Origin of the sequence: Streptomyces sp. NPDC048255, assembly GCF_040652415.1 — a bacterium.
Taxonomy (GTDB): domain Bacteria; phylum Actinomycetota; class Actinomycetes; order Streptomycetales; family Streptomycetaceae; genus Streptomyces.
On record NZ_JBEZMA010000001.1, the window covers coordinates 364,276 to 386,988 of the forward strand.

21 protein-coding genes, 1 pseudogene and 1 riboswitch are annotated in these 22,713 nt (G+C 73.1%); of the genes and pseudogenes, 6 read left to right on the forward strand and 16 right to left on the reverse strand.

Annotated features, from left to right (window positions below):
- Window positions 1-17: 17 nt before the first annotated feature.
- A complete protein-coding gene (gene aspS / locus AB0D94_RS01720) occupies window positions 18-1,835 on the forward strand; it encodes an aspartate--tRNA ligase (protein WP_362044173.1) in 1,818 nt (605 codons plus the stop codon).
- A 75-nt stretch (window positions 1,836-1,910) separates the two neighbouring features.
- Here aspS and AB0D94_RS01725 read toward each other — a convergent pair whose 3' ends face one another.
- Window positions 1,911-3,440: a VWA domain-containing protein gene (locus tag AB0D94_RS01725; protein ID WP_362044175.1), complete on the reverse strand. Its 1,530-nt coding sequence runs from the start codon at window positions 3,438-3,440 to the stop codon at window positions 1,911-1,913.
- Window positions 3,441-3,746: 306 nt separating this feature from the next.
- Between AB0D94_RS01725 and AB0D94_RS01730 the strand changes: the two genes are divergently transcribed.
- A complete protein-coding gene (locus AB0D94_RS01730; protein ID WP_362044177.1) occupies window positions 3,747-5,831 on the forward strand; it encodes a PhoX family phosphatase in 2,085 nt (694 codons plus the stop codon).
- A gap of 84 nt (window positions 5,832-5,915) precedes the next feature.
- Here the strand turns inward: AB0D94_RS01730 and AB0D94_RS01735 are convergent, their stop codons facing one another.
- The 4 genes from AB0D94_RS01735 to AB0D94_RS01750 all read right to left on the reverse strand — a co-directional run bounded on the left by AB0D94_RS01735 (window position 5,916) and on the right by AB0D94_RS01750 (window position 10,972).
- The gene (locus AB0D94_RS01735) at window positions 5,916-7,244 is read right to left on the reverse strand and encodes an ATP-binding protein (RefSeq protein WP_362044179.1); all 1,329 of its coding nucleotides are present in this window, start codon (window positions 7,242-7,244) and stop codon (window positions 5,916-5,918) included.
- Window positions 7,232-7,939, reverse strand: coding sequence for a hypothetical protein (locus tag AB0D94_RS01740; RefSeq protein ID WP_362044181.1), 708 nt, complete (start codon window positions 7,937-7,939; stop codon window positions 7,232-7,234). Before AB0D94_RS01740 ends, AB0D94_RS01735 begins: the two co-directional genes overlap by 13 nt.
- A gap of 107 nt (window positions 7,940-8,046) precedes the next feature.
- The gene (locus AB0D94_RS01745; RefSeq protein WP_362044183.1) at window positions 8,047-10,062 is read right to left on the reverse strand and encodes an FUSC family protein; all 2,016 of its coding nucleotides are present in this window, start codon (window positions 10,060-10,062) and stop codon (window positions 8,047-8,049) included.
- A gap of 82 nt (window positions 10,063-10,144) precedes the next feature.
- Window positions 10,145-10,972: a hypothetical protein gene (locus AB0D94_RS01750; protein WP_362044185.1), complete on the reverse strand. Its 828-nt coding sequence runs from the start codon at window positions 10,970-10,972 to the stop codon at window positions 10,145-10,147.
- Window positions 10,973-11,129: 157 nt separating this feature from the next.
- Between AB0D94_RS01750 and AB0D94_RS01755 the strand changes: the two genes are divergently transcribed.
- Complete coding sequence (locus AB0D94_RS01755) at window positions 11,130-11,540, forward strand: hypothetical protein (protein ID WP_362044187.1); 411 nt, start codon at window positions 11,130-11,132, stop codon at window positions 11,538-11,540.
- 78 nt (window positions 11,541-11,618) lie between these two features.
- Here the strand turns inward: AB0D94_RS01755 and AB0D94_RS01760 are convergent, their stop codons facing one another.
- From AB0D94_RS01760 to AB0D94_RS01780, 5 genes are all read right to left on the reverse strand, one after another.
- On the reverse strand, window positions 11,619-11,777 hold the full coding sequence (locus AB0D94_RS01760; RefSeq protein WP_362044189.1) for a hypothetical protein: 159 nt from the start codon (window positions 11,775-11,777) through the stop codon (window positions 11,619-11,621).
- A gap of 75 nt (window positions 11,778-11,852) precedes the next feature.
- Window positions 11,853-12,176, reverse strand: a complete 324-nt coding sequence (locus tag AB0D94_RS01765) for a hypothetical protein (RefSeq protein ID WP_362044191.1) — start codon at window positions 12,174-12,176, stop codon at window positions 11,853-11,855.
- 190 nt (window positions 12,177-12,366) lie between these two features.
- Window positions 12,367-12,612, reverse strand: coding sequence for a hypothetical protein (locus AB0D94_RS01770; protein WP_362044193.1), 246 nt, complete (start codon window positions 12,610-12,612; stop codon window positions 12,367-12,369).
- A gap of 21 nt (window positions 12,613-12,633) precedes the next feature.
- Window positions 12,634-13,419 carry a CbtA family protein gene (locus tag AB0D94_RS01775; protein WP_362044195.1) on the reverse strand — a complete coding sequence of 262 codons (786 nt, stop codon included), beginning with the start codon at window positions 13,417-13,419 and terminating at the stop codon, window positions 12,634-12,636.
- 28 nt (window positions 13,420-13,447) lie between these two features.
- A complete protein-coding gene (locus AB0D94_RS01780; RefSeq protein ID WP_362044197.1) occupies window positions 13,448-13,660 on the reverse strand; it encodes a CbtB-domain containing protein in 213 nt (70 codons plus the stop codon).
- Between the two features lie 38 nt (window positions 13,661-13,698).
- Window positions 13,699-13,840, reverse strand: a riboswitch (cobalamin riboswitch).
- 11 nt (window positions 13,841-13,851) lie between these two features.
- Here AB0D94_RS01780 and AB0D94_RS01785 point away from each other — a divergent pair.
- Window positions 13,852-14,289, forward strand: coding sequence for a histidine phosphatase family protein (locus AB0D94_RS01785; protein ID WP_362044200.1), 438 nt, complete (start codon window positions 13,852-13,854; stop codon window positions 14,287-14,289).
- Window positions 14,290-14,323: 34 nt separating this feature from the next.
- On the opposite strand, the gene pucL is transcribed toward AB0D94_RS01785, so the two are convergent.
- Window positions 14,324-15,241, reverse strand: a complete 918-nt coding sequence (pucL, locus tag AB0D94_RS01790; RefSeq protein WP_362044202.1) for a factor-independent urate hydroxylase — start codon at window positions 15,239-15,241, stop codon at window positions 14,324-14,326.
- Between the two features lie 271 nt (window positions 15,242-15,512).
- A complete protein-coding gene (locus AB0D94_RS01795) occupies window positions 15,513-16,862 on the reverse strand; it encodes an aspartate aminotransferase family protein (protein ID WP_362044204.1) in 1,350 nt (449 codons plus the stop codon).
- A 179-nt stretch (window positions 16,863-17,041) separates the two neighbouring features.
- On the opposite strand from AB0D94_RS01795, the gene AB0D94_RS01800 reads away from it, so the two are divergent.
- Window positions 17,042-17,434 carry an ATP-binding protein gene (locus tag AB0D94_RS01800; RefSeq protein ID WP_362044441.1) on the forward strand — a complete coding sequence of 131 codons (393 nt, stop codon included), beginning with the start codon at window positions 17,042-17,044 and terminating at the stop codon, window positions 17,432-17,434.
- A 79-nt stretch (window positions 17,435-17,513) separates the two neighbouring features.
- On the opposite strand, the pseudogene AB0D94_RS01805 reads toward AB0D94_RS01800, so the two are convergent.
- The 3 genes and pseudogenes from AB0D94_RS01805 to AB0D94_RS01815 form a co-directional block, all read right to left on the reverse strand.
- A pseudogene (locus AB0D94_RS01805) lies at window positions 17,514-18,272 on the reverse strand (SigB/SigF/SigG family RNA polymerase sigma factor); the annotation flags it as partial.
- A gap of 129 nt (window positions 18,273-18,401) precedes the next feature.
- Window positions 18,402-19,343, reverse strand: coding sequence for a PaaX family transcriptional regulator C-terminal domain-containing protein (locus AB0D94_RS01810; RefSeq protein WP_362044443.1), 942 nt, complete (start codon window positions 19,341-19,343; stop codon window positions 18,402-18,404).
- Window positions 19,344-19,435: 92 nt separating this feature from the next.
- Window positions 19,436-20,041: a GNAT family N-acetyltransferase gene (locus tag AB0D94_RS01815; RefSeq protein ID WP_362044206.1), complete on the reverse strand. Its 606-nt coding sequence runs from the start codon at window positions 20,039-20,041 to the stop codon at window positions 19,436-19,438.
- 67 nt (window positions 20,042-20,108) lie between these two features.
- Here AB0D94_RS01815 and AB0D94_RS01820 point away from each other — a divergent pair, with 67 nt between their 5' ends.
- On the forward strand, window positions 20,109-21,155 hold the full coding sequence (locus AB0D94_RS01820) for an alpha/beta hydrolase (RefSeq protein ID WP_362044208.1): 1,047 nt from the start codon (window positions 20,109-20,111) through the stop codon (window positions 21,153-21,155).
- Window positions 21,156-21,249: 94 nt separating this feature from the next.
- On the opposite strand, the gene AB0D94_RS01825 is transcribed toward AB0D94_RS01820, so the two are convergent.
- Window positions 21,250-22,713 (reverse strand): DHA2 family efflux MFS transporter permease subunit, encoded by a 1,464-nt coding sequence (locus AB0D94_RS01825; RefSeq protein WP_362044210.1) that lies wholly within the window; start codon window positions 22,711-22,713, stop codon window positions 21,250-21,252.

Below are 22,713 nucleotides of genomic sequence, written 5' to 3' on the forward strand. Positions count from 1 at the left end.
GAAGAACTGGATGACTGATGCATCGGTACAGGTCCCACACCTGCGGCGAGCTCCGCGCCTCTGACGTCAACGCCGACGTCCGGCTGAGCGGCTGGCTGCACAACCGTCGAGACCTGGGCGGCATCCTCTTCATCGATCTGCGTGACCACTACGGCATCACGCAGCTCGTGGCCCGTCCCGGCACCGCTGCCGCCGCGGTCCTGGACAAGCTCTCCAAGGAGACCGTGGTCCGGGTCGACGGCAAGGTCGTCTCGCGCGGTGCCGAGAACATCAACCCCGAGCTGCCGACCGGTGAGATCGAGATCGAGGCCGCCGAGGTCGAGGTGCTCGGCGCGGCCGCCCCGCTGCCCTTCACGATCAACACCGACGACGGGGTGAACGAGGAGCGGCGCCTGGAGTACCGCTTCCTGGACCTGCGCCGCGAGCGCATGCACCGCAACATCATGCTGCGGTCCGCCGTCATCGCCTCCATCCGCTCCAAGATGGTGGCCCTCGGCTTCAACGAGATGGCGACCCCGATCCTCACCGCGACCTCCCCCGAGGGCGCCCGTGACTTCGTGGTCCCGTCCCGCCTGAACCCGGGCAAGTTCTACGCCCTGCCGCAGGCCCCGCAGCAGTTCAAGCAGCTGCTGATGATCTCCGGCTTCGACCGGTACTTCCAGATCGCGCCCTGCTTCCGCGACGAGGACGCCCGCGCCGACCGCTCGCCGGGCGAGTTCTACCAGCTCGACGTGGAGATGTCCTTCGTCGAGCAGGAGGACGTCTTCCAGCCGATCGAGCGCCTGATGACCGAGCTCTTCACCGAGTTCGGCAACGGCCGCGAGGTCACCTCCCCCTTCCCGCGGATCCCCTTCCGCGAGTCGATGCTCAAGTACGGCAACGACAAGCCCGACCTGCGTTCCAAGCTGGAACTCGTCGACATCACCGACGTGTTCGAGGGCTCGGAGTTCAAGGCCTTCGCCGGCAAGCACGTGCGCGCGCTGGCCGTCCCGGACACCGCCGCGCAGCCGCGCAAGTTCTTCGACGGCCTCGGCGAGTACGCGATCTCGCTCGGCGCGAAGGGCCTGGCCTGGGTCCGCGTCGGCGAGGACGGCGCCCTGACCGGTCCGATCGCCAAGTTCCTCACCGAGGAGAACGTCAAGGTCCTCACCGAGCGCCTGGGCCTGGCCCCCGGCCACGCCGTGTTCTTCGGCGCGGGCGAGTTCGACGAGGTCTCCAAGATCATGTCGGGCGTCCGCGTCGAGGCCGCCAAGCGCGCGGGCCAGTTCGAGGAGAACGTCTTCCGGTTCTGCTGGATCGTCGACTTCCCGATGTACGAGAAGGACGAGGAGACCGGCCGGATCGACTTCTCCCACAACCCCTTCTCCATGCCGCAGGGCGGCATGAAGGACCTGGAGGAGAAGGACCCGCTCGACATCCTGGCCTGGCAGTACGACATCGTCTGCAACGGCATCGAGCTGTCCTCCGGCGCCATCCGCAACCACGAGCCCGAGGTCATGCTCAAGGCCTTCGAGATCGCCGGTTACGAGGCCGAGACCGTCGAGCGCGAGTTCGCGGGCATGCTGCGCGCGTTCCGCCTCGGCGCCCCGCCGCACGGCGGCATCGCACCGGGTGTCGACCGCATCGTGATGCTGCTGGCCGACGAGCCGAACATCCGCGAGACCATCGCCTTCCCGCTCAACGGCAACGCCCAGGACCTGATGATGGGCGCGCCGACGGTGCTGGAGGAGACCCGCCTGCGCGAGCTGAACATCGCCCTGCGCAAGCCGGTGGAGGCGAAGCCGGCGGAGGCCAAGCCGATCGCCGAGGCCGTCCACCCGGACGCCGCGCGCTAGGTTCACAGCGACGAAGGGCCCGGGATCCACCACTGGATCCCGGGCCCTTCGTCCGTTTCCGGACCGGGTTCGCGGCTAGAAGCGCTCCAGGATCCCCTTGAGGAGGGCGGCGGAGGTCAGCTCGGTCGGGGCGGGGCCGGCGTGGAAGAAGCCGGCGTTGTCGGCGTCCAGCTTGCGCAGGAAGTCGAAGGCCTTGGCGTCGTGGTCACCGAAGGCGACGAACTGCCAGTGGACGCCCGGGGCGGTGGCGGCCGCCTCGGCCAGGGCCGCCTTGGCGGGCTGGCGGTTGTCGGGGGCGCCGTCGGTCTGGAAGACGACCAGGGCCGGGCCCTCGCCGCCGTCCTTCTGGTAGCGCTCGACGACCGCTTCCACGGCCACGTGGTAGCTGGTGCGCCCCATCCGGCCGAGTTCGGCGTGCCGGGCCTCGACCCAGGCGCCGTCGTGGCCGTCGAGGGTCAGGTCGGCGGTGCCGTCCAGCTCCGTCGAGAAGAACACCGTGTGGACGGTCGCCTGCTCGTCGAGGTGCGCGGCCAGGGCCAGGGCGTGGTCGGCGAGGTACTGGGCGCTGCCGTCCTTGTAGAACCCGCGCATCGAGCCCGACCGGTCCAGGACGAGGTACACCTTGGCCCGCGCCCCGGCCTTGCCCTTGCCCCGCAGCACCTGCCCGGCGGCCTTGTACGCCCCGGCCAGCGCCGGCGCCTCCCGCCGTACGGCGGCGAGCGCGTACGCGGGCCCACCCTCGGCCTCGGCGGCGACGGGCTCGGCCTCTGCCTCTGCCTCGGCGGCGGCGACGGGCTCGGCCTCTGCCTCGGCGGCGACCGGCTCGTTCTCGGCCTCGGCCTCGGCCTCGGCGGCCACGGGCTCCGCCTCCACCTCGGCAACGGGCTCCGCCTCAGGGGCGGCTGCCTCGGCCACGGGCTCCACGACGGGCTCGGCCTCGACGGCGACGGGCTCCACCTCAGCGACGGGCTCCGCTTCGGCGGCCACGACCTCTGCCTCGGCCAGGGGCTCCACCACGGGCTCGGCCACGACCTCGACGGCCACGGCCTCGGCATGCTCGGCCTCGGCCTCGGCCTCGACGGCCTCGACCACCGGCTCGGCGACGGCCTCGGCGGCCACCGGCTGGGGTTCGGCGACCTCGGCGGCGACGGCCTCGGCCTCGACCACCGGCTCGGCGACGGTCTCGGCGGCCACCGGCTGGGGTTCGGCGACCTCTGCGGCGACGGCCTCGGCCTCGGCCACCGGCTCCGCCTCGGCCACCGGGGCCTCGGCGGCCACCGGCGCGGCCTCGGTCACGGGCTCCGCCACCGGCGACGGGTCCGGCTGCGCCGCAGGCGTGGGCGCCCGGCGGGCCTCCGGGACCGTCGGGTCCGGGGTCGTGGCCGGAGCGGGGGCGGTGAGGACCGTCCCCGGCTCGCGGTCCCGCGGCGCCGACTGCGGCGGAACCGTCGGGTTGTCGAAGGAGGCAGCCACCAGTTCCGCAGCCGCGTCCAGCGGGGTGCGTTCCGCCTGGCTCGGCAGGCCCGCGGAAGGGGCGTCCGAAGTCTCCGGAACGGGTTCCGCAGACCGTCCGAACACCTTGCGCAACAAGCTCCGAATACCCATGGGCCAGGCCTTTCGCATGAGTGCGTGCGTCATTTGTCCGTGCTGCGCGGATGATCCCTGCCCAGAGTGGACACGTAAGGTTATCGGCCGCCTGGCTGGATCTTCGGCAGGGGCACCTTTCGTGGTGTCCGGCCCCCGGCCACCCTCACACCCATCCCGCACCCTGCCCCGAACTGTCGCTCCGACGTGCCGGGTTCACCGACCGTTCATCCCCGCGCCGCCGCTTCGGCGCAACCCGCGCCTACCGTCACGGCTGGATCGTTCCGACACGTTGTCGGCGCCCACGCAGCTACTCGGAGGACACTCGTGCGCAAGCTCCTGCCGCTCATCGGCAACCCGCATGGGGGCGGCCGTTCCGCCCTCACCTGTCGCTACCGTTGCGGCGACGCCTGCTTCCACGAGGTGCCCAACACGAGCGACAACGAGTACGCGGGCGACGTCATAGCCCGCGCCTACTCCCGTCGCTCGATGCTGCGCTCGGCGGCCGTCGTCACCGTCGTCACGGCCGCGGGCACCGCCGTCACCCTCGGCGCGGGCGGCGGCGGGCAGGCCGCCAACGCCACCGAGGCGGCGGCCGCCGGCGCCAAGGACGCCGGCCAGGCGGCCCGCGGCCTGCGCTTCAAGCCGGTCGCGCCGAACACCGACGACAAGGTCACCGTCCCCGAGGGCCACGAGCAGAACGTGGTCATCCGCTGGGGCGACCCGATCATCAAGGGCGCCCCGGGCTTCAACCCCGACAGGCAGACCGCCGCCGCCCAGGCCGGTCAGTTCGGCTACAACAACGACTTCCTGAGCCTGCTCCCGCTCGGCGGCGACTACGAGCGCCAGCAGCTGCTCGTGGCCAACCACGAGTACACGGACGAGCAGCTCATGTTCAAGGCGTACGACCCGGCGAACCCGACCCGCGAGCAGGTCGAGATCGCCTGGGCCGCGCACGGCCTGTCCGTGGTCGTCGTCCAGGAGGACCACCGCAGCGGCAAGCTGACGGCCGTCTCCCGCCACCAGCTCAACCGCCGGCTGACCGCCACCAGCGAGTTCAGGATGGCCGGCCCGGCCGCGGGCGGCGCCCTGCTGAAGACCTCCGTGGACCCGACCGGCACCAAGGTGCTCGGCACCCTCAACAACTGCGCGGGCGGCACCACTCCCTGGGGCACCACCCTGCACGGCGAGGAGAACTTCAACCAGTACTTCGCCAACGCCGGCCAGGTCACCGACCCCGTCCGGGCCGCCCGCCTGAAGCGCTACGGCGTGACCGCCGGTGCCTCCGAGCGCAAGTGGGAGCGGTTCGACAAGCGCTTCGACGTGGCCCAGGAGCCCAACGAGTCGCACCGGCACGGCTGGGTCGTCGAGCTGGACCCGTACGACGTCAACTCCGTTCCCCGCAAGCGCACCGCGCTCGGCCGCTTCAAGCACGAGGCCGCTCAGCCCCGCCTGACCGAGGACGGCCGGCCGGTCGTCTACATGGGCGACGACGAGCGCTTCGACTACTTCTACAAGTTCGTCTCGTCGAAGCAGATGAAGAAGGGCAACTCGCGCGCGGCGAAGGAGCACAACCTCACGCTGCTCGACGAGGGCACCCTGTACGTCGCCAAGCTGACCGGTGACTCCCCGGCGGCCGCCCTCGATGGTTCGGGCAAGCTGCCCGACGACGGCGAGTTCGACGGTTCCGGCGTGTGGATCAAGCTGGCCACCGGCAACGTCTCGCACGTCGAGGGCATGACCGCCGAGGAGGTGTACGTCTTCACGCGCCAGGCCGCCGACAAGGTGGGCGCCACGAAGATGGACCGCCCGGAGGACGTCGAGCCCTCCCCGCGCACCGGCCGCGTCTACGTCGCGCTGACCAACAACACCGACCGCGGCAAGCCGGGCAAGGAAGGCGCCACCGAGGCCAACCCGCGCAACCTGAACAAGCACGGCCAGATCCTGGAGCTCGCCGAGAACTTCGACGACCCGGCCGGCGACGGTTTCGCCTGGCGGCTGTTCCTGGTGGCCGGTGACCCGAACGACCCGGCGACCTACTTCGCGGGCTTCCCGAAGGACAAGGTCAGCCCGATCTCCTGCCCGGACAACGTGGCCTTCGACCCGCACGGCAACCTGTGGATCTCCACGGACGGCAACCAGCTCGGCTCCCACGACGGCCTGTTCGGCGTCGCGACCGCCGGTGAGCGCCGCGGTGAGCTGAAGCAGTTCCTGACCGTCCCGCGCGGCGCCGAGACCTGCGGCCCGATCATCCAGGACAAGCGCGTCCTGGTTGCCGTGCAGCACCCGGGCGAGCTCGACGGCGCGTCGGTCGAGAAGCCGCAGTCCGTGTGGCCCGACGGCCCCGGCAAGATCGTCCGTCCGGCGGTCGTGTCCGTCTGGCGCAAGGACGGCCGCAACATCGGTGTCTGACCGGTCCCGCTGACCGGACTCACCCGTCCGGCGGGCCGTGTTCCGCGTGCACCTCGTGTCACGCGGAGCGCGGCCCGCCGCCGTTCACCGGTCGCCTCCCGGCGGTTCCGCATCCGCCAGGCGCCCGACGGGCAGCCGGAGCGTGGTCACCGCGCCCCCGTCGGGCGCGTTGGCGAAGCCGAGGGAGATCTCCAGGACCGCCGCCTGGCCGGCCACGATCGTCAGGCCCAGCCCGTGGCCGCGCCCTCGTCCGGGATCACCGGTGCGGAACCGCTGGGGCCCCTGCTCGATCAGCTCGGGCGGGTAGCCGGGCCCGTGGTCGCGTACCACCACCACCGGCCCCTCCACCGTCACCTCCACCGGCGGCCCGCCGTGCTTGTCCGCGTTGACCAGCAGGTTCGTCAGGATCCGGTCCAGACGGCGCCGGTCGGTGAGGACCACCGCGTCCCGGACGACCCGTACGGAAGCGGCCACCCGGGTTCCCGCGACGGCCCGTTCCACCGCCCGGCCGAGCTCCACGCGGGCCAGGTCGGCGCGCTCCACGCCCGAGTCCAGCCGGGAGATCTCCAGCAGGTCTTCGGTGAGCAGGTGCATGGCCTGGAGCCGGTCGTTGATCATCTCCTTGGGGCGGCCCTCCGGCAGCAGCGCCGCGGCGGCCAGTGAGCCGGTGAGCGGGGTGCGCAGCTCGTGCGCGACGTCCGCGGTGAAGCGCTTCTCCGCCTCCAGCCGCTCCTGGAGCGACCCGGCCATCGAGTCGAGTGCCTGCGCCACGTCCCGTACCTCGTCCCGGGACCGGCGCGCCCGCCGGCCGTCCGCGCCCACGCCCGCGGCTGTGTCCCCGTCGGCTCCGTCGGCCCCATCGGCCGCGTCGGCGGGGAAGTCCACCCGCGCGTCCAGGTCCCCGGCGCTGATCCTGCGGGCCACGGCGGCCGTGGCCGTGAGGCGCCGGCTGATCCGGTTGGCCAGGAAGAGGCCCGCCAGCGCCACCACTCCGGCGGCGAGCGCCGAGGAGGCGAGGATCGCGGTGTCGATGTGCCGCAGCCGGGCCCGGGTGTCCTCGTACGGGATCCAGACGGCGAGGGCCTTGTCGTCGGCGGGTCCGGCCGCCCACATGACGGGCTTGCCCGCGTGATCGCCCACCATGCTGCCGGTCATCCCGCGGGCGACGAGCTCGCGCAACCGCTCCGGCAGGTCGGGCGGGTCCAGGGCGATGTTCACGTCGCCGTGCGTGGTGCCGTACTCGTAGTGGCCCAGGGCGTGGTCCAGGTCCGCGGCCGCCTCCTTGCGGACCTCGCCGACGATCTGCCGGGACACCACGTTGTGAACCAGGATCCCGAGCACGGCGGCGACCATGCAGCAGACCATCGTGGTGGTCAGGGCGATCTTCCAGCGCAGGCTGCTCAGCGCGCGCATCGCGACCGGTCCCCGCTCAGGGGGGTGTCCGGGAGGGCCCGGCACTCGTCGAGCGTGAGCTGTTCCAGGTTCATGCTCCCGGCGTCGGGGTCCCACACGTAGTCGGAGACGGCGACGTACTCCGGGTTCGAGGTGGGCTCGCGGACCGCCAGGTGCTCGGCGGCCACCTCCACGCCCTCCAGTACGGCGCGCCGGGACAGGATCCGGGCGATGGTCCCGTCCTCGCGGACGGTGTAGACCCGCAGTTCGCTGAGGCGCCCGTCGATGTCCAGGGCGGTGATCAGCTCCTCCCGGCCGTCGCCCGTCAGGTCGTGCAGGACGCTGGGGCGCACCGGGCAGTCGGGGCCTCCGTCCACAGCCTGTGTGCACAGCGCGAGCCGCTGGACCGCCCGGGGGTCGACGAGCCGTCCGGTCCCGCCGTCCCGGGCGGTGGCGGAGGTGATGTCGGCCCGTACGACGTCCAGCGCGTCCACGCCGCGCATGGTCCGGCCCGCCGCTTCGGGGAGCCCCGGCACCACGGCGGCCCCGGGCTGCTCGCCCGGCTCGGGCGGGGCGGGGCGGAGGTCCTTCCACAGGGTCCGGGGGGCGTGCACCGTGCCGAGGTCGCCCTCGCTCTGCAGCCCCTCCACGTCGGCGCATCCGGCCGAGGCCGCCAGGACGGCGGCGAGGAGCATCACGGCCGGGGTGCGGTGCATGTACCGATGCTCTCGCGGGGGGCGGCCACCGGCCCGGGCACAGGTCCGTCCGGGTGAACCGGAGGCCCCCCCATCCCCCGGGCCCCCACCCCTGGCCCCCGCCCCGGTCAGACGTCCGGATGGACGACCGCACGGGCCGCCGCTACCTCCTGGCGGACCGGGGCCAGCACGCCCGACCCGTCCGCTCCGGGCGGCGCCGCCGCCCTTGCCGCGGCCGTGCGGGTGCCGCGGACCTCCTCGGCCAGGGCGCGCAGCTGCCGCGCGAGCGCCTCGACCTCCGCCGCGGCGGGCGACGCGGCCCCGTGGTTGACCCGGACCCGGGCCGCCGTGGTCGCGTCGACGATCCGCTCCAGGGCGACCACCAGCGGCCACCACGCGGCGGCCCGCGCCCCGGTCGGCGGCGGTTCCGTCAGCGCCCGCTGGAACTCGCTCCGTACGGCCGACAGGTCCCGGTAGATCCGCCGCCTGGCCTGGAGGCGGACGGTGCGCGCCTCCCTGCGGGCGGCCTCGTCCGCCACGGGGGCGAAGGCCCGCTCCAGGTACCGGGCGGCGTCGTACACGGTGTCGGCGAGCCGGTCCCCGATCCGGGTGCGCCAGCTCTCGGGCCACAGCAGGTAGCCCGCGACGAGCACGATCGCGCAGCCGATCAGGCTGTCCAGCAGCCGGGGCCGGATCAGGTCGAAGCCCTGGTGGTTGAGCTGGTCCGAGAGGAGCAGGATCACGGGGGTGATCGCGGCGGTCTGGAAGGCGTACCCCTTGGCGGAGAAGGCCGGGATCAGCGCGCCGAGCACCGCGATCACGGGCACGTCCCACCAGCCGCGCGGCACCTCGGCGAGCACGGCCGCGGCGAGGACCAGCCCGGCCGCGGTGCCCAGGGCGCGCAGCACGGCCCGGGAGAACACCGAGCCGAAGTCGGGCTTGAGGACGAAGGTGACGGTCAGCGCGACCCAGTAGGACCGCTCGACCTCGACCAGCGAGACGAGCGACTGCGCGAGCCCGATGCACACGGCGAGCCGCAGCCCGTACCGCCAGGAGGCCCCGGAGAGCACCATGTCGCGCACCGCGCGGCGGGCCCGGACCCCGAGGGCGGCGGGCCGGCCGAGCTTGTCGTCGACGTCGGCCACGTTGCCGGCGGAGTAGGCGTCCTGTTCCGCGAGGTGCACCACGGCCGCCGCGTGCCGCAGGGCGGAGTCCATGGCCCGCTCCGCCGGGGTGTGCGGCGCGGGCAAATCGAGTACGGGGGTGCCGGTGCGGCCCTCCTCGACGGCCGCGGCCAGTTCCCGCACGGCGGCCGGGATCTCCGGCGGCAGCGGTCGGCCGCGCAGGTGCGCCGCGGGCGCGGCCTCCACCAGCGGGATCACCACGTTGAGCTGGGCCAGCATCCGCACCAGCGAGGGGCTGCGCCCGTGCACCCGGGCCCGTCTGCCCAGCACCAGGTCGTAGGCCTGGTTCAGGGACTGGGTGACCTGCTGGCGGCGCTCCTCGTAGGCCGCGCCGGGTCCGCCGGCGGCCTCCAGGGAGTCGGCCAGGGCCCGGTAGGTGGCGGCGACGGCGGTGCGCTCGGGCCGGCGGCCGCGCAGCGGCCAGCCCAGCAGGGTCAGCGCGAGGACGAACAGTCCGCCCGCGCTCAGCAGCAGGGGGGCGGTCCACCAGGGCCGCGGCAGCGGCAGCCCGGCGCCGATCACGGCGTTGAGCAGGAGCAGCAGCCCGGACACGGAGGCGACCGTGCCGATGGAGGAGATCATCCCGGAGACCAGGGCGACGAGGGTGAGGACGCCGACGGCCAGCCAGCCGTGTCCGAAGACCAGGGTGCCCAGTGCGACGCCGACGGCCCCGAAGAGCTGCGGTACCGCGATGTTCAGGATCCGCATCCGGTAGGCGTCGGCGGTGTCGCCGATGACTCCGGAGAGGGCGCCCATCGCGACGAGCGCGCCGTACTGGGGCTCGTCCAGGGCGAAGCCGACGGCGAGCGGCACGGAGAGTGCGACGGCGGCGCGCAGCACGGCGGCCCAGGGGATGGGGGCGGTGGCCGGGCGCAGTCCGTTGAGCAGCCATGCGGGCGGGGCCAGCGGATGGTGCCGGGAGCGCCCGGCCGCTATCTGTTCGGTGCGTTCGGTGCTCATTCCCGTTTCCGTGCCGCCGCTCGCGAATCGGTTCTTCTGGGCTATTCTGCGTCGTTCTGCCTACGTTGGGTACCTTCCGAGCTTATGGGGTGCGGCGTAGCCGCCCGGTCAGCCAGGCGGCCAGCGCGGCGACGAGCCCGACCGCGAGGACCACCCAGGCGGTGGTGCGCAGGAACGCGGTGAGGGCGTCGTACACCGCTCCGGCGGCCGCCCGGTCGATGTCGGCCGGCAGGTCGTCCAGGGTGAGGCGGCGGCACAGGGCCACCGCGATCCACAGGAGCACGGCTCCGGTGGCGAGCCCCAGCCCGGTGGCCACCACGGCGCGCCGCCGGTGGACGGCGACGGCGACGGCCGTGGCGGCCAGGGCGAGGGTCAGCAGGGGGAGCCAGATGCCGGCGACCTGGAGCATGCGGAAGCCCTTCCGGAGCGCGCCGAGTCCGTCGTACTCCATCACCTTCACGGAGACGTGGGTCTCCGGGATGCGGTCGGCGAAGGGCACGCCGTCGGCGACGAGATCGCCCTTGACCTGGGCGATCACGGGCGCGAGGTCGATGGTGACGGCGTCGCCGTGGCCGGTGGTGAGCGCCTCGAGGAAGGCGGCGTGGGCGGCGCGGTTGGCCGCGTCCCAAGCGGTCCGGTAGGCGGGGGTGCCGGTGAAGGAGCGCATGGCCTCGCCGAGGAGGGCTTCGACCCCGCCCTGGAAGGGGCCCGCGTCGATCTGCCCGGCGAGGGCCCGGGTGACCTGGGTGACGACCACGCCCTGGACGGCCGGGTCCGCGGCGAGCGGGGACATGGCGGCGGTGTAGCGGTCGGCGTCACCCAGCTCGCGGTCGGCCCAGTACGCGACGGCGCTCGCGGGCACCAGGAGGGCCACGAGCACGATGAGTACCGCCGACAGGATGGTGCGCACGTCACCAGGGAAAGCGCCCGCGCGGCCGGGCGCGAGCGGCGTTGCTGCGGGCGGGTGCGCCGATTCGCCCGTGCGGGCGAGAGCGCGGACACCGCTCGCCGAGTTGCCGGTCGCAGGCACCGGGTGTGCCCTGGATGATGGGAGAGAGGAGCCCGTCATGGCACATGCGGCACCCACCGCCTCCCGGCGGCACCACTACCGCTCGACGGCGGACACCGACCACACCGTCAGGAACGCCCTCACGCGGGCCCTGCTCGCCGGACTCGTCTACGGAGTCTGGGCCGCCTTCATCCAGCGTCAGATGGGCCCGGTCGACGCGGGGAACGTGTTCTACGGGATCCTGTGCGGCGCGCTCTTCGCCGCCTGCATGTTCGCGCTCAACCGCGTCGGCCCCCGGCTGAAGCGGGAGGCGCACGCCGCCGCGTACGGCGTCTTCACGGGCATCGCCGCGGGCTATCTGCACAGCCTCACCAACTCGTCCGTGCTCCGCGCCACCACCGTCGGCCTGTTCGTGGGCATCGGCGTCGGCGCGGCCGCCTTCTACCGCTATTACACGCGCGAGGACTGAGCACGCGCGAGGACTGAGTTCGGGATCGGCGCCCGGCCGCACTTTCGGCCGGGCGCTTCTCCACCCTGCGGGGAGCCGCTACGCGGCCGGCTCGGCGGCGGGCTGCGGTTCGCTATCCGACTCGGCGGTGGCCGGGGTCCTGTCCGCGGCGGGCTCGGCCTGGCGGACCGGAGGGGTGAAACGGGCGGCCTCGGCGCGGAGCATGGCGTTCAGGGCAGCGTAGGGGTCGATGGGCATGGCGGAACCTCGCGGTGCTCGGGGGGTGTGGGGGTACGCGCTGCGAGTGCCTGACCGGTGGTCGGGCCGGACCCGTCAGCAGCGCAGGACCACACTGCGCACCGCCCGCCGGGACAGCGCCGGTTCGGCCGGCCCGGACGCCGGGCGGCAGGGCGGACCGGCCGCATGTTTCACGTGAAACACCGGCAGCGGCCTGCGCTGTACGCCCGGCAGCCCGCGCGCGGGGGGCCGTACGGCGGCCCGTGCTTCGGGATCGGCGGCCGGATCGGACTGTCCCTCGGTGGGTTCCGCGGGCGCTGAGGAGCTCGTACGGGGCTCGGCGGCCGTCGCGCCCGCCGGGCCGGCGCCGAACACGCACAGCAGGACGACGCAGGCCACGGTCAGGGCCTGGGTCAGCACCCTCCATGCCCTCCGTGTCGTCCGCACGCGTCGTGTCCCGCTCATGCGAGGGGTGTGCCCCGACACGCCGGGACGTTCCCCGAAGTGCCCGCAGAAGGGTCCGACCGGGGGACGAAGACACCCCCGCACGGCAGACATCGCGTGGTGCGGGACGCGGGTACGCCCGCCGGCCGGGCGCCGTGACCGGGGCTCAGACCACCACGAGGGTCGCCGCCGCCGCGCCCATCAGCGCGGCGGCGAGGTGGATGGCCGGGTGTCCGTAGTCACCGAACCAGAGGTGGCGGGCCAGCCCTCCGAGAGCGGCGAGGGCGGTGATGAGGCCCAGCTGCGCGAGGAGGGTGACGGCGGTGAAAGGGGCCAGGAGCAGCAGGAGGGAGTTCAGCCAGAACGGGGCCGCGCCCGTCCAGCCCCGCCACCGCCAGATCGCCGTCGGCATGTGCTACCGGCCCCTTCATCGTCAACTTGTGGGCTGCACAGCCTCCTTGGGTGCGGAGGCGGGCACAAGGGCGCGTTCGGCTAGATAACCGAAGGCCAGGCCGAAAGTCGCCCACAGTGCGGTCTGGATGGCCAGGGAGGCGAGGCGGAAGTCCCAGATCAGCGCGGCCGGGAAGCCCGCCGGGACCTCGTTGACCCCGGGGAGCAGGGCGTAGGAGATGCCGACCGCGGCCACGAAGCCCACGCCGGCGACGGTGCTCGCGTTCCAGTTGCCCAGGCGCGGCGCGAGGCGCCGTCCCAGGATGAGGGCGCCCGCGGCCAGCAGTGCGCTCAGGGCGATCATCAGGAGGTAGAGGGTGGTCCGCCGGGCGGCCGTCTCGGGGTCTCCGACGGCCGGCGGGTTGGCCGGGTACTTGAGGAACGGCACCAGGGTCACGGCGACGAACAGGCCCCCGGTGACCAGCGCGGCCGTGGCCCGCGGGCCGAAGCGGCCGATGCGGCCCAGGGCGTAGCAGTAGACGAGCGCGCCGATGCCGCCGAGCGCGACCCCGTAGAGCAGGACGCCGGTGCCGAGGCCGGCGGTGGCCTGGAGGGCCCGGCTGACCGGGGCCTCCTCGCCGTGGCCGTGGTCGTGGCCGGCCGCGGCCTCCTCGATGGCGATCGCCGCGTCCACCTTGGACTCTCCGAGGAGGTACGCGACGAGGAAGGCGACCAGGCCGGCCAGCAGCCCGGCCAGCATGCCCCGCACGAGCAGGGTGCGGGGGGAGACGGTACGTGGGGAGGTGGTGCTCGGAGCGGAGGAAGTCATGCTGCGGTTCCCTTGCACGAGTGGGGGATCAGTGGCAGGGGAAGCCGAGCAGGTGGCGGCCGTCGTGCAGCCATTCGTGGACGGTCTCGCCCTCGAAGAGCGCGGTGGCGCCCTGCTCCACGCCGACGAAGTACAGCAGGACGAGGGTGAGGACGGAGACGAAGACCGCCCAGGGAGCAAGCGCGGAGAGCGAGAGGGGTGCGACGGCGACAGGCGTCGTGGGCACGGCGGAGTGGGCCATGACAGGTACCTCCAGAGGGAACACGCGTCCCGGTCAGTGGTGCTCGCGACGACGGTGGCGGGTCTGACTTGCCTCCCCCTTCCGGGAGGGTTCACAGTGGCGCGACCGTGCCGGATTCTCACCGGTGCTTCCGCCGTACCGTCGTCATTCAGTTGTGTCACCCGCGACCGTACCGAGCTTACGCTCCCTTTATGAAGCCCTCTTCGGTACGAATTCACCTCGTCACCCCGGAGTTCGACGCCGCCATGCGGCGCCACCGCTTCGGGGCCGGCGGGCCCTACGCCCTGGACACCGGGCAGTGGGCGGGGCGGACCCTGGACGAGGTGGCCGCCGAGGATCCGGCCGCGGTGCACCGCTGGCTGACGGATCCCGCGTACGCCCCGCCCGGCGGGGAGTCCGTCGAGGCGCTCGTCGCCCGTGCCGGGAGCTGGCTGGACGGTCTGGAGCCCGGCACCCACCGGGTCACCGCCGAGCAGGCCTTCGTCCGGGCGGCCGTGGTGCACGCGCTGGAACTGCCGCCGCAGACGTTCTGGCGGCTGGACGCACGACCCCGCACGCTCACTGAACTCAGCGGGCGGGCGGGGCGGTGGAACCTCCGGCTGGGGAACGAGGTCCCCGCGGAGGGTTAGACGAGGAGGCGGGCGACGGAGCGCGCGCGGAGGCTCAGGCCACGATCCAGTCGGAGGTGGCGATCACCGGCTGCACGCCGTCGCGGTGGATGGTGCCCTCGATCAGGCCGTACATCCGGTCCGCCGCGAAGTACACCTCGTTGTCGTTCTTGAGGCCGAAGGGCTCCAGGTCGACGAGGAAGTGGTGCTTGTTGGGGAGGTTGAGGCGCACCTCGTTGACCTTGGGGCAGTTGTCGAGCACCCGCTCGGCCATCTGGTTCAGGGTCTGCTGGAGCGAGTACGAGTACGTCTCCGCGAAGGCTTCCAGCATGTGCTTGCGGACCTTCCGGTACGACCCGTCCCAGTCGTACGCGGCGTCGTCGGCCGCCAGTGCCGAATGGGCCCAGCGCGCGGTCACCTTGGTCGCCAGGATGCGGTCGTACGCCTCCTGGAGGGTCGTGTACTTGTCCTTGATGTAGCCGTGGAACTCGGAGTTGGTCGAGTTCATCACCGTCAGGTCCTTCAGGCCCGAGATGACCTGGAGCCCGGTGGTCTCGCTGTAGGTGATCTGCGCGGTGCGCACCTCCTGGCCCTTGCGGACGAAGGAGTGCTGCTCCTTGCGCGTCGGGACCGGGATGCGGTCCCACACGTACTCCTCGATGCGGATCTGCGCCTCGCGGATCGGCTGCTGGGAGGAGACGAAGTGCTTGGCGAGCAGGATGCCGAAGGCCTCGGGGGACTCGATGCCGTGTTCCTTGCCGAAGGCGTACACCGTGTTCTTGGTGGTGTCGGTCGGCAGGCAGTTGCCGTTGTCGCCGCTCAGGTGGACGTCGCGGAACTCGCCGCGGAGCGCGACGGAGACGTTGAGGTCGCGGATCTCGTGCCAGGAACCGTCGTTGCCCTTGCGGGTGACCTTGACGATTCGGTTCTCGGCCTTGCCGTACTGGTTCTGCGCCAGGACGTGCTTGCTCATGCTGTCTTCCTTCGGGTACTCGGGAACACGGAGTCCGGTTGTCTGGATCCCGTACGCCCGGCGTCCAGCGGTCGGTCCGCTCCCCGCCGTTCGGCCCCGAAGGGCCGCCCCGGGACTGACGTGCATCCCGGTCCGTAGGTGCTTGGTGCTCGGCCTGCGGTGCATGCATCCGGGCCTGCACGGATTGCAGCATGTATGCGGGGGGTTGACCACCGCACGGATCCTCCGAATACCCGCACCGGCGGATTGGGCGACCCCACAGATCCCCAGGTCAGAGCATGTGCGCGTCCGCGACCGAGAGGGCCCCGTCGAGGATCTCCAGGCCCTTGGCGACGTCCTGCGGCGAGATGTTGCAGGCCGGTGCGACGTGGATGCGGTTGCCGGCGATCAGCGGCCACAGCCCGCCCTTCTTGCAGGCGGCCCCGAACTCCACCATCGGCGCGTTGTCCGCCCCGGAGGCGTTGTACGGCACCAGCGGCTCCCGCGTCCGGGGGTCCCGTACGAGCTCCAGGGCCCAGAAGGTGCCCAGGCCCCGGACCTCCCCGACGGAGGGGTGCCGCTCGGCGAGCGCGCGCAGGCCGGGGCCGAGGAGCTCCGCGCCCGTGCGGGCGGACTGCTCGACGATGCCCTCATCCTCCATGACGTTGATGGTGGCGACGGCGGCCGCGCAGGCCAGTACGTGCCCCGAGTACGTCAGCCCGCCCGGGTAGGGCCGACGGGCGAAGGTCTGGGCGATGGCGGCCGAGATGGCCACCCCGCCGAGCGGCACGTAGCCGCTGGTCACGCCCTTGGCGAAGCAGATCAGGTCGGGGACGACGTCCCAGTGCTCGGAGGCGAACCACTTACCGGTGCGCCCGAAGCCGACCATGATCTCGTCGAGGATGAAGACGATGCCGTAGCGGTCGCACAGCGCGCGCACGCCGGCCAGGTAGCCGTCCGGGTGGACCAGGACGCCCGGCGCGCCGCCGACGGTCTCCAGGATGACGGCGGCGATGGACTGCGGGCCCTCGAAGACGATGGTGTCCTCGAGGTGGCGCAGGGCCCGCTCGCACTCCTCGGCCTCGTCGGCCGAGTAGAAGGGCGAGCGGTAGGCGAAGGGCCCCCAGAAGTGCACGACACCGGCGGTCGCGCTGTCGTTGCCGAAGCGGCGGGCGTCACCGGTCAGGTTGATCGCGGTGGAGGTGGCCCCGTGGTACGAGCGGTACGCGGACAGCACCTTCGGGCGGCCGGTGTGCAGCCGGGCCATGCGGACGGCGTTCTCCACGGCCTCGGCGCCCGCGTTGGTGAAGAAGATCTTGTCGAGGTCACCCGGGGTGCGCTCGGCGATCAGCCGGGCCGCCTCGGAGCGGACGTCGACGGCGAAGCCGGGCGCGACGGTGCACAGCTTGGCCGCCTGCTCCTGGATGGCCGCGGTGACCTTCGGGTGCTGGTAGCCGATGTTCGTGTAGACGAGGGCGCTGGAGAAGTCGAGGTAGCGGTGGCCCTGGTAGTCCCAGAAGTACGAGCCCTCGGCCCCTGCGACGGCGAGCGGGTCGATCAGCTCCTGCGCCGACCAGGAGTGGAAGACATGCTTCCGGTCGGCGTCTTTCACGGCGGCGAGGTCGAAGGCTGCTGCGTTCATGAAACGAGCGTAGTTGTCCAGGATGTGGACCCGGGAGCGCCCGGGCTGTTCCGGCCTGATCGGCGAGCCACCCCCTAGGATTGGCTTCCTTTGACGGGGGTAAGCGCGGCGCGGAGACAGGAGGCCCTGTGACCGAGCAGACGCGGCGGCTGGTCCTGGGCGGTGCCACGGCCGGGGTCGTGAGCCGGTGCCGGGACTTCACCCGGCAGGCGCTGGCCGACTGGCAGTGGCAGGCGCGGCCCGAGGCCGTGGAGGACGTGCTCCTCCTGGTCTCCGAGGTGGTGACCAATGCCTGCCTGCACGCCGGCGGCCCGCGCGAGCTGGTCCTGCGGCACACGCCCGAGCGCCTGCGCGTCGAGGTCAGCGACGACAGCCCCGAGTCTCCGCGCCGCCGCCCGCCCGGTGACCGTGCGTTGCCGGGAGGGCACGGGCTGATCGTGCTGGAACGGCTCGCGCGGAACTGGGGGTCGGTGCCGTCAGGGAGCGGGAGGCCCGGCAAGACGGTCTGGCTGGAGGTTCCGGCGCGGAGCCGGCGGCCGGACGGGGCGCGGACGCGGGGTCCGCAGCCGTAGCCGTAGCCGTAGCCGCTGCCATAGCCGTAGGCGTCGCGTCGGGGGCGGGTTCGTCCGGCGGCTCGCCGGCCGGCTCCTCGTCGGTCAGCAGCCCGGTGCGCAGCCGTGTCAGGGTCCGGGTCAGCAGCCGCGACACGTGCATCTGGGACAGGCCCAGCCGGTCGCCGATCTCGGACTGCGTGAGCTCCTGCCCGAAGCGCAGCGCGAGCAGGGTGCGCTCACGGTCGGGCAGCCCGGCCAGCATCGGCTTCAGCGACTCCAGGCACTCGATCCGGTCGTACGCCGCCTCCTCCTCGCCGAGCGAGGGCTGCCCCACGTAGGCGTCCCGGTCGCCCCCGTCCTCCTGCACCGGAGCGTCCAGGGAGCGCGCGGAGTACGCGTGCGCCGCCTTGCGGCCCTCCGCCAGCTCGGCGGGGGTGACGTGCAGGTGCTCCGCGAGCTCCTCGTCCGTGGGCGCGCGGCCGAGGTCCTGTTCCAGGACGTCGTGCGCCTTGGCCGCGTCGATCCGAAGCTCCTGGAGCCGTCGCGGGACCTTGACGGCCCAGCTGGTGTCCCGGAAGAACCGCTTGATCTCGCCGCTGATCGTCGGCATCGCGAAGGAGGTGAACTCCACGCCGCGATCCGGGTCGAACCGGTTGATGGCCTTGATCAGGCCGACCGTGCCGACCTGGACGATGTCCTCCATCGGCTCGCTCCGGCCGCGGAACCGGCGGGCGGCGTACTTCACCAGGCTGAGGTTCAGCTCGACGAGGGTGTTGCGTACGTACGAGTACTCGGCGCTGCCCTCCTCCAGCTCGGCCAGTCTGCGGAACAGGGACACGGACAGGGTCCTGGCCTCGTGGGTTGCGACGTCTGTGAGCTCTGTACGGTGCATGGCCTGCGCTCCTCCGACGGTGGGGCCCCGGCGGTGCCGGAGTCGTCGTCGCGCTGTCCCAGGGGATATACCCGCCCCTATCACCCGGTACCCCTACAAACCTCCAGGTCCGGGCCCGGGGAGCGCGTCCCCGTACAGGCGGAAGAGCCGCGGGCCCCCGGCGGGGGCAGCGGCCCGGAGCCGGTCCCAGGCCCGCGCGGCGGTCTCCCGGGCCACCGTCCCCGGCCACGGCTGCGGCAGCAGTTCCGGCGGCAGCAGCGGATCCGGAACCATCGCGGCGGACAGCGCGGCCGCCAGCGCGACCGCCTGGGCGAGCACGACCGCGCCGCCCGCGGCCGGCGCGGGCGGTGTGGCCGCTGTGGCCGCCGCGGAGCCGCCCGGCGAGCCCGCCGCGGCCCCGGAGCCGTCCGGCGCCGACGGGCCCGACCAGGGTTCCGCGAGGGTGCGCAGGGCCTCGTAGCGGTCCGCGATCTCGGCCAGCGGCCACAGTCTGGCCGCCAAGGCCACCGGGTCGGCGGTCCCGCCCACCGCCAGGTCCCGGGTGCTCAGGCAGCTCAGCGCCTGCGCCACCCCCAGCTCTGCCGCGCGGGCCCGTACGTACGGGCCGATCGCGTTCGGCGTGACGTACAGCCCGCCCTGCACCGGGGCCGCCCCGAGACCGGTCAGGGCGTCCCGCAGGGCGTCGCGCGCCGCCCGCGCGGATTCCGGGACGGCGAAGGCGAAGGCGTGCCAGACCCCGTCCCACGGCTCCAGGCCCCGGTCCTGCCTGTACGCGTGCCGTACGAACTCCACCTCGGGTACGAGCGCCGCCGGCTCCGGTCCCGCCCCGGCCCCGCTCCCGGAGCCCGCGCCCGCAGCCGTCAGCCGCAGTACGGAGCGCCGCCCGCGCCCCTCCAGCCCGAACCGTCCTTCTGCCACCAGCCGTTTCACGCACAGCCGCACCTGCTGGGCGGTCATGCCGAGGAGCCCCGCGACCTCGTACAGCTCGGCCCCGTCCACCGTCCCGTCCTCCCGGACCAGCGCGTGCACGACCATCCGCGTGGGGACCGCGGCGGCGGGCGGGGCCGCCGCGTCCGCCGGTCCCGCCCCTGCCGCCGGTCGCGCCCCGTCCGCCGGACCCGTCCCGCTCATCGCCGTACCGCCTTGTGCATCGTCGTCACGGCCCCGAATCCCAACACGTCCCGCAGCCACGGCGTCCGTCGCACCCGGACCGCCCGGAACCCGTGCCGTTCGTACAGGGCCCGCGCCCGCGGGTTCTCCGCGACCACGTCCAGCCGGATCCGCCGGCACCCCTGCTCCACGGCGATGGCCTCGATCTCCCGCAGCAGCAGCCCGCCGATGCCCCGGCCCCGCTCGGCGGGGTCCACGGCGACGCCGTCCATGACCAGTTCGCCCCGGGCCGGTGTGCGCTCCAGCAGCGCCAGCAAGAACACCCGGTACAGACCCCTGACCTGCCCGTACGCCGCCCTGACCGCGGCCGCGTCCCCGCCGACCAGCCCGCGCCCGGCGAGCTGGTAGCCAGCCACGCCCACGACCGCGCCGTCCGGGCCGCCGGACAGCGCGGTCACGGCCCGGTCGGCGTGCAGGTGCCCGGCGATGAACCGGCGCCCGGCCTCCGCGGGGCCGAGCGCGGCGCCCAGCTTGCCCCCGAAGGCCTCCCAGTACAGCTCGGCGACGCGCGCCCCGGCCCCTTCGGGCACTCCGCGTCGCAGTTCCACGCTCTCCGTCGTCATACGCACAAGCTTAATACGTTCATTGCCGTTACGATCGTTCTTTAAACGAGCGAAATGAGAGCCCCTGATGACCGAGCCCCGCCGCAAGGCCCGCCGCACCCTGCGCACCGCCCTCCTCCTCGCCCTCACCACCGTCGTGCTCCTGGCCACCGCCCTCGCCGGCGTCGTCCTGTGGCAGCACACCTACGAGCTGCACGAGGAGCGGGTCACCGTCCCGGCCGCCGGCCGCGCCCTGCCCGGCGTACTGGCCACCCCCGCCGGAAAGGGGCCCGGCCCCTTCCCGCTCGTGGTCCTCGTGCATGGTGACGGCGAGACCGACGCCACCCACGACGGGTTCTACCGGCCCTACTGGGAGGCCTTCGCCCGCGCCGGGTACGCCTCGCTCTCCCTCGACAAGCCCGCCGACTGGCTCGCCCAGTCCATGGACGACCGGGCCCGCGAGACCACCGACGCCATCGCCTGGGCCCGTACCCGGCCCGGGATCGACGCCGGCCGGATCGGCCTGTGGGGTGCCAGCCAGGCCGGATGGGTGCTGCCCAAGGTGGTGGCGCGGGCCCCCGCGCCGGGCATCCGCTTCGTCATCGCGGTCGGCACCGCCGTGAACTGGGAGCGCCAGGGGGAGTACCACCTGCGCGCCGGACTCCGCGCGGCCGGGGCCGACGCCGACCGCACGGCGGCCGCCTTGCGCACCCGGGAGTCCACCCTGGCGCTGCTGCGGCGCGGGGCGTCGTACGAGGAGTACCGCGCGAGTCCTGGCGCCGACCCGGAACTCACCGCGGAGCGCTGGTCGTTCATCAGCCGGAACCACACCGCGGACGCGACCGGGGACCTGCGGGCGATGCGGGCCGTGGGGGCCGTCCCGGTGCTGCTGATCTCGGGCGCCGACGACCTGAACGTGGACGGGGCGGAGACCGAGGCCGTCTACCGGGACCTGCTCGCGCCGGGGACGCTCACCGTCCGCCGCTATCCGGCAGCGACGCACGCCCTGCTCCGCACCCGCGTCGAGCGTTCCTCCTGGCGGCTGACCCTGACGGCCGTGTTCGCCCCGCGCGCCGTCTTCCCGCCGGGTCTCCTCGCCGACCAGCGGGCCTTCCTCGAAGGCCTTCAGCGCTAGGGCGTCTCTTTCGGATCTTGCCGGGCGACAAGATCCGAAAGAGACGCCCTAGGAGGAGGTGCGGGGAGCCCGGGAGCCGGGCCCCCCGCACGGGTCACTCGTACTTCTTCCGCGGCTGGCACAGGGCCGGGATCATGGAGGCGGCCATCAGGGCGACCACCCACACATAGGTGTGCTGGAAGGCATCGGCCAGCGAGGGGGCCAGTTCGGCCCGGGCGGCCGCGCTCAGCCCCTGGGCAGCGGCCAGTCCGCCGTGCTCCGCCGCGGCCGTGGTCAGCAGCACCGAGAGCAGCGCGGTACCGATCGACCCCGCCACCTGAGAGTTGATGTTGATCAGCGTGCTGGCGGCCGGCACCTGGGGTGGTGCGAAGCCACGGGTCGCGCCGGTGACGGTCGGCATCATCGTCATCCCGACCCCCGCCCCGGCCACGGTCAGCGAGACGATCAGCCGCCAGTACGGGGTGTCCGGCCCGAGCTGGGCCGTGAACGTCCCGTAGCCGAGCACCGCCAGGGTGACGCCGATCGGCACGATCCGCCCCGCCGGGATCCGGTCCGTCAGACGGCTCGCGATCTGCAGGGTGATCCCGGTGGCGAGCACCTGTGGCACGCCCAGCAGCCCGGACATGGTCGCGCTCTCACCCCGTACGAGCTGGTAGTACATCGGCACCAGCATCAGGGCCCCGAAGTACGCCCCGGCGAACAGCGCCATGGTGCCGATCCCCGCCGCGAAGGCCCGTACCCGCAGGAGACGCAGGTCCAGCAGCGGGGCGGAGGCGGTGAGGGCCCGTACGACGAAGGCCACCACCAGCGCCGCGCCCCCGAGCGTGGGGACCAGCACCTTGGCCGAGACGAAGTCACCGGACTCGCCGCCCGTGGCGAGACCGTAGATCAGCGCGGCCAGTCCCGGAGACAGCGTCAGCAGGCCGATCGCGTCGAGCCGGTGGGACGCCCGCACGGTGTCCCGCGGGAAGATCAGCACGGCCAGCACCACCGTCAGCACGCCGATCGGCACGTTGATGAGGAAGATCCAGCGCCAGGACGCCGCGTCGACCAGCCAGCCGCCGAGGACCGGGCCGACGAGCGGCCCGACCAGGACGGGGATGCCCAGCAGCCCCATCATCCGGCCCTTGTGCTCCGGCGCGGCGGCATTGATCACTATGGCCATCCCCAGCGGGACGACCATGCCACCGCCGAGCCCCTGCAGCACACGGAAGAAGATCAGCGTCTCGGTGCTCCAGGCACAGCCCGCCAGGGCCGAACCGGCCGTGAACAGGCCGACGGAGACGATGTACAGCTGCTTGCTCCCGAACCTGCCCGCCGCCCAGGCGGTGAGCGGGATGACGGCGGCGAGGGCCAGCATGTAGCCCGTGGCCGTCCACTGGATGGTGGCGAGCGGGGAGTGGAAGTGCTGGGAGAGGCCGTCCAGCGCGACACCGAGGATGGTGGTGTCGAGGATGGTCATGAACGAGCCCACGATCACCACCATGGTGATCGCGACGGCCGAGGCGCCGGGCCGCGCCGGGGCACCCGGCGGGGCGGGATCCTGCATCGTGGTCAT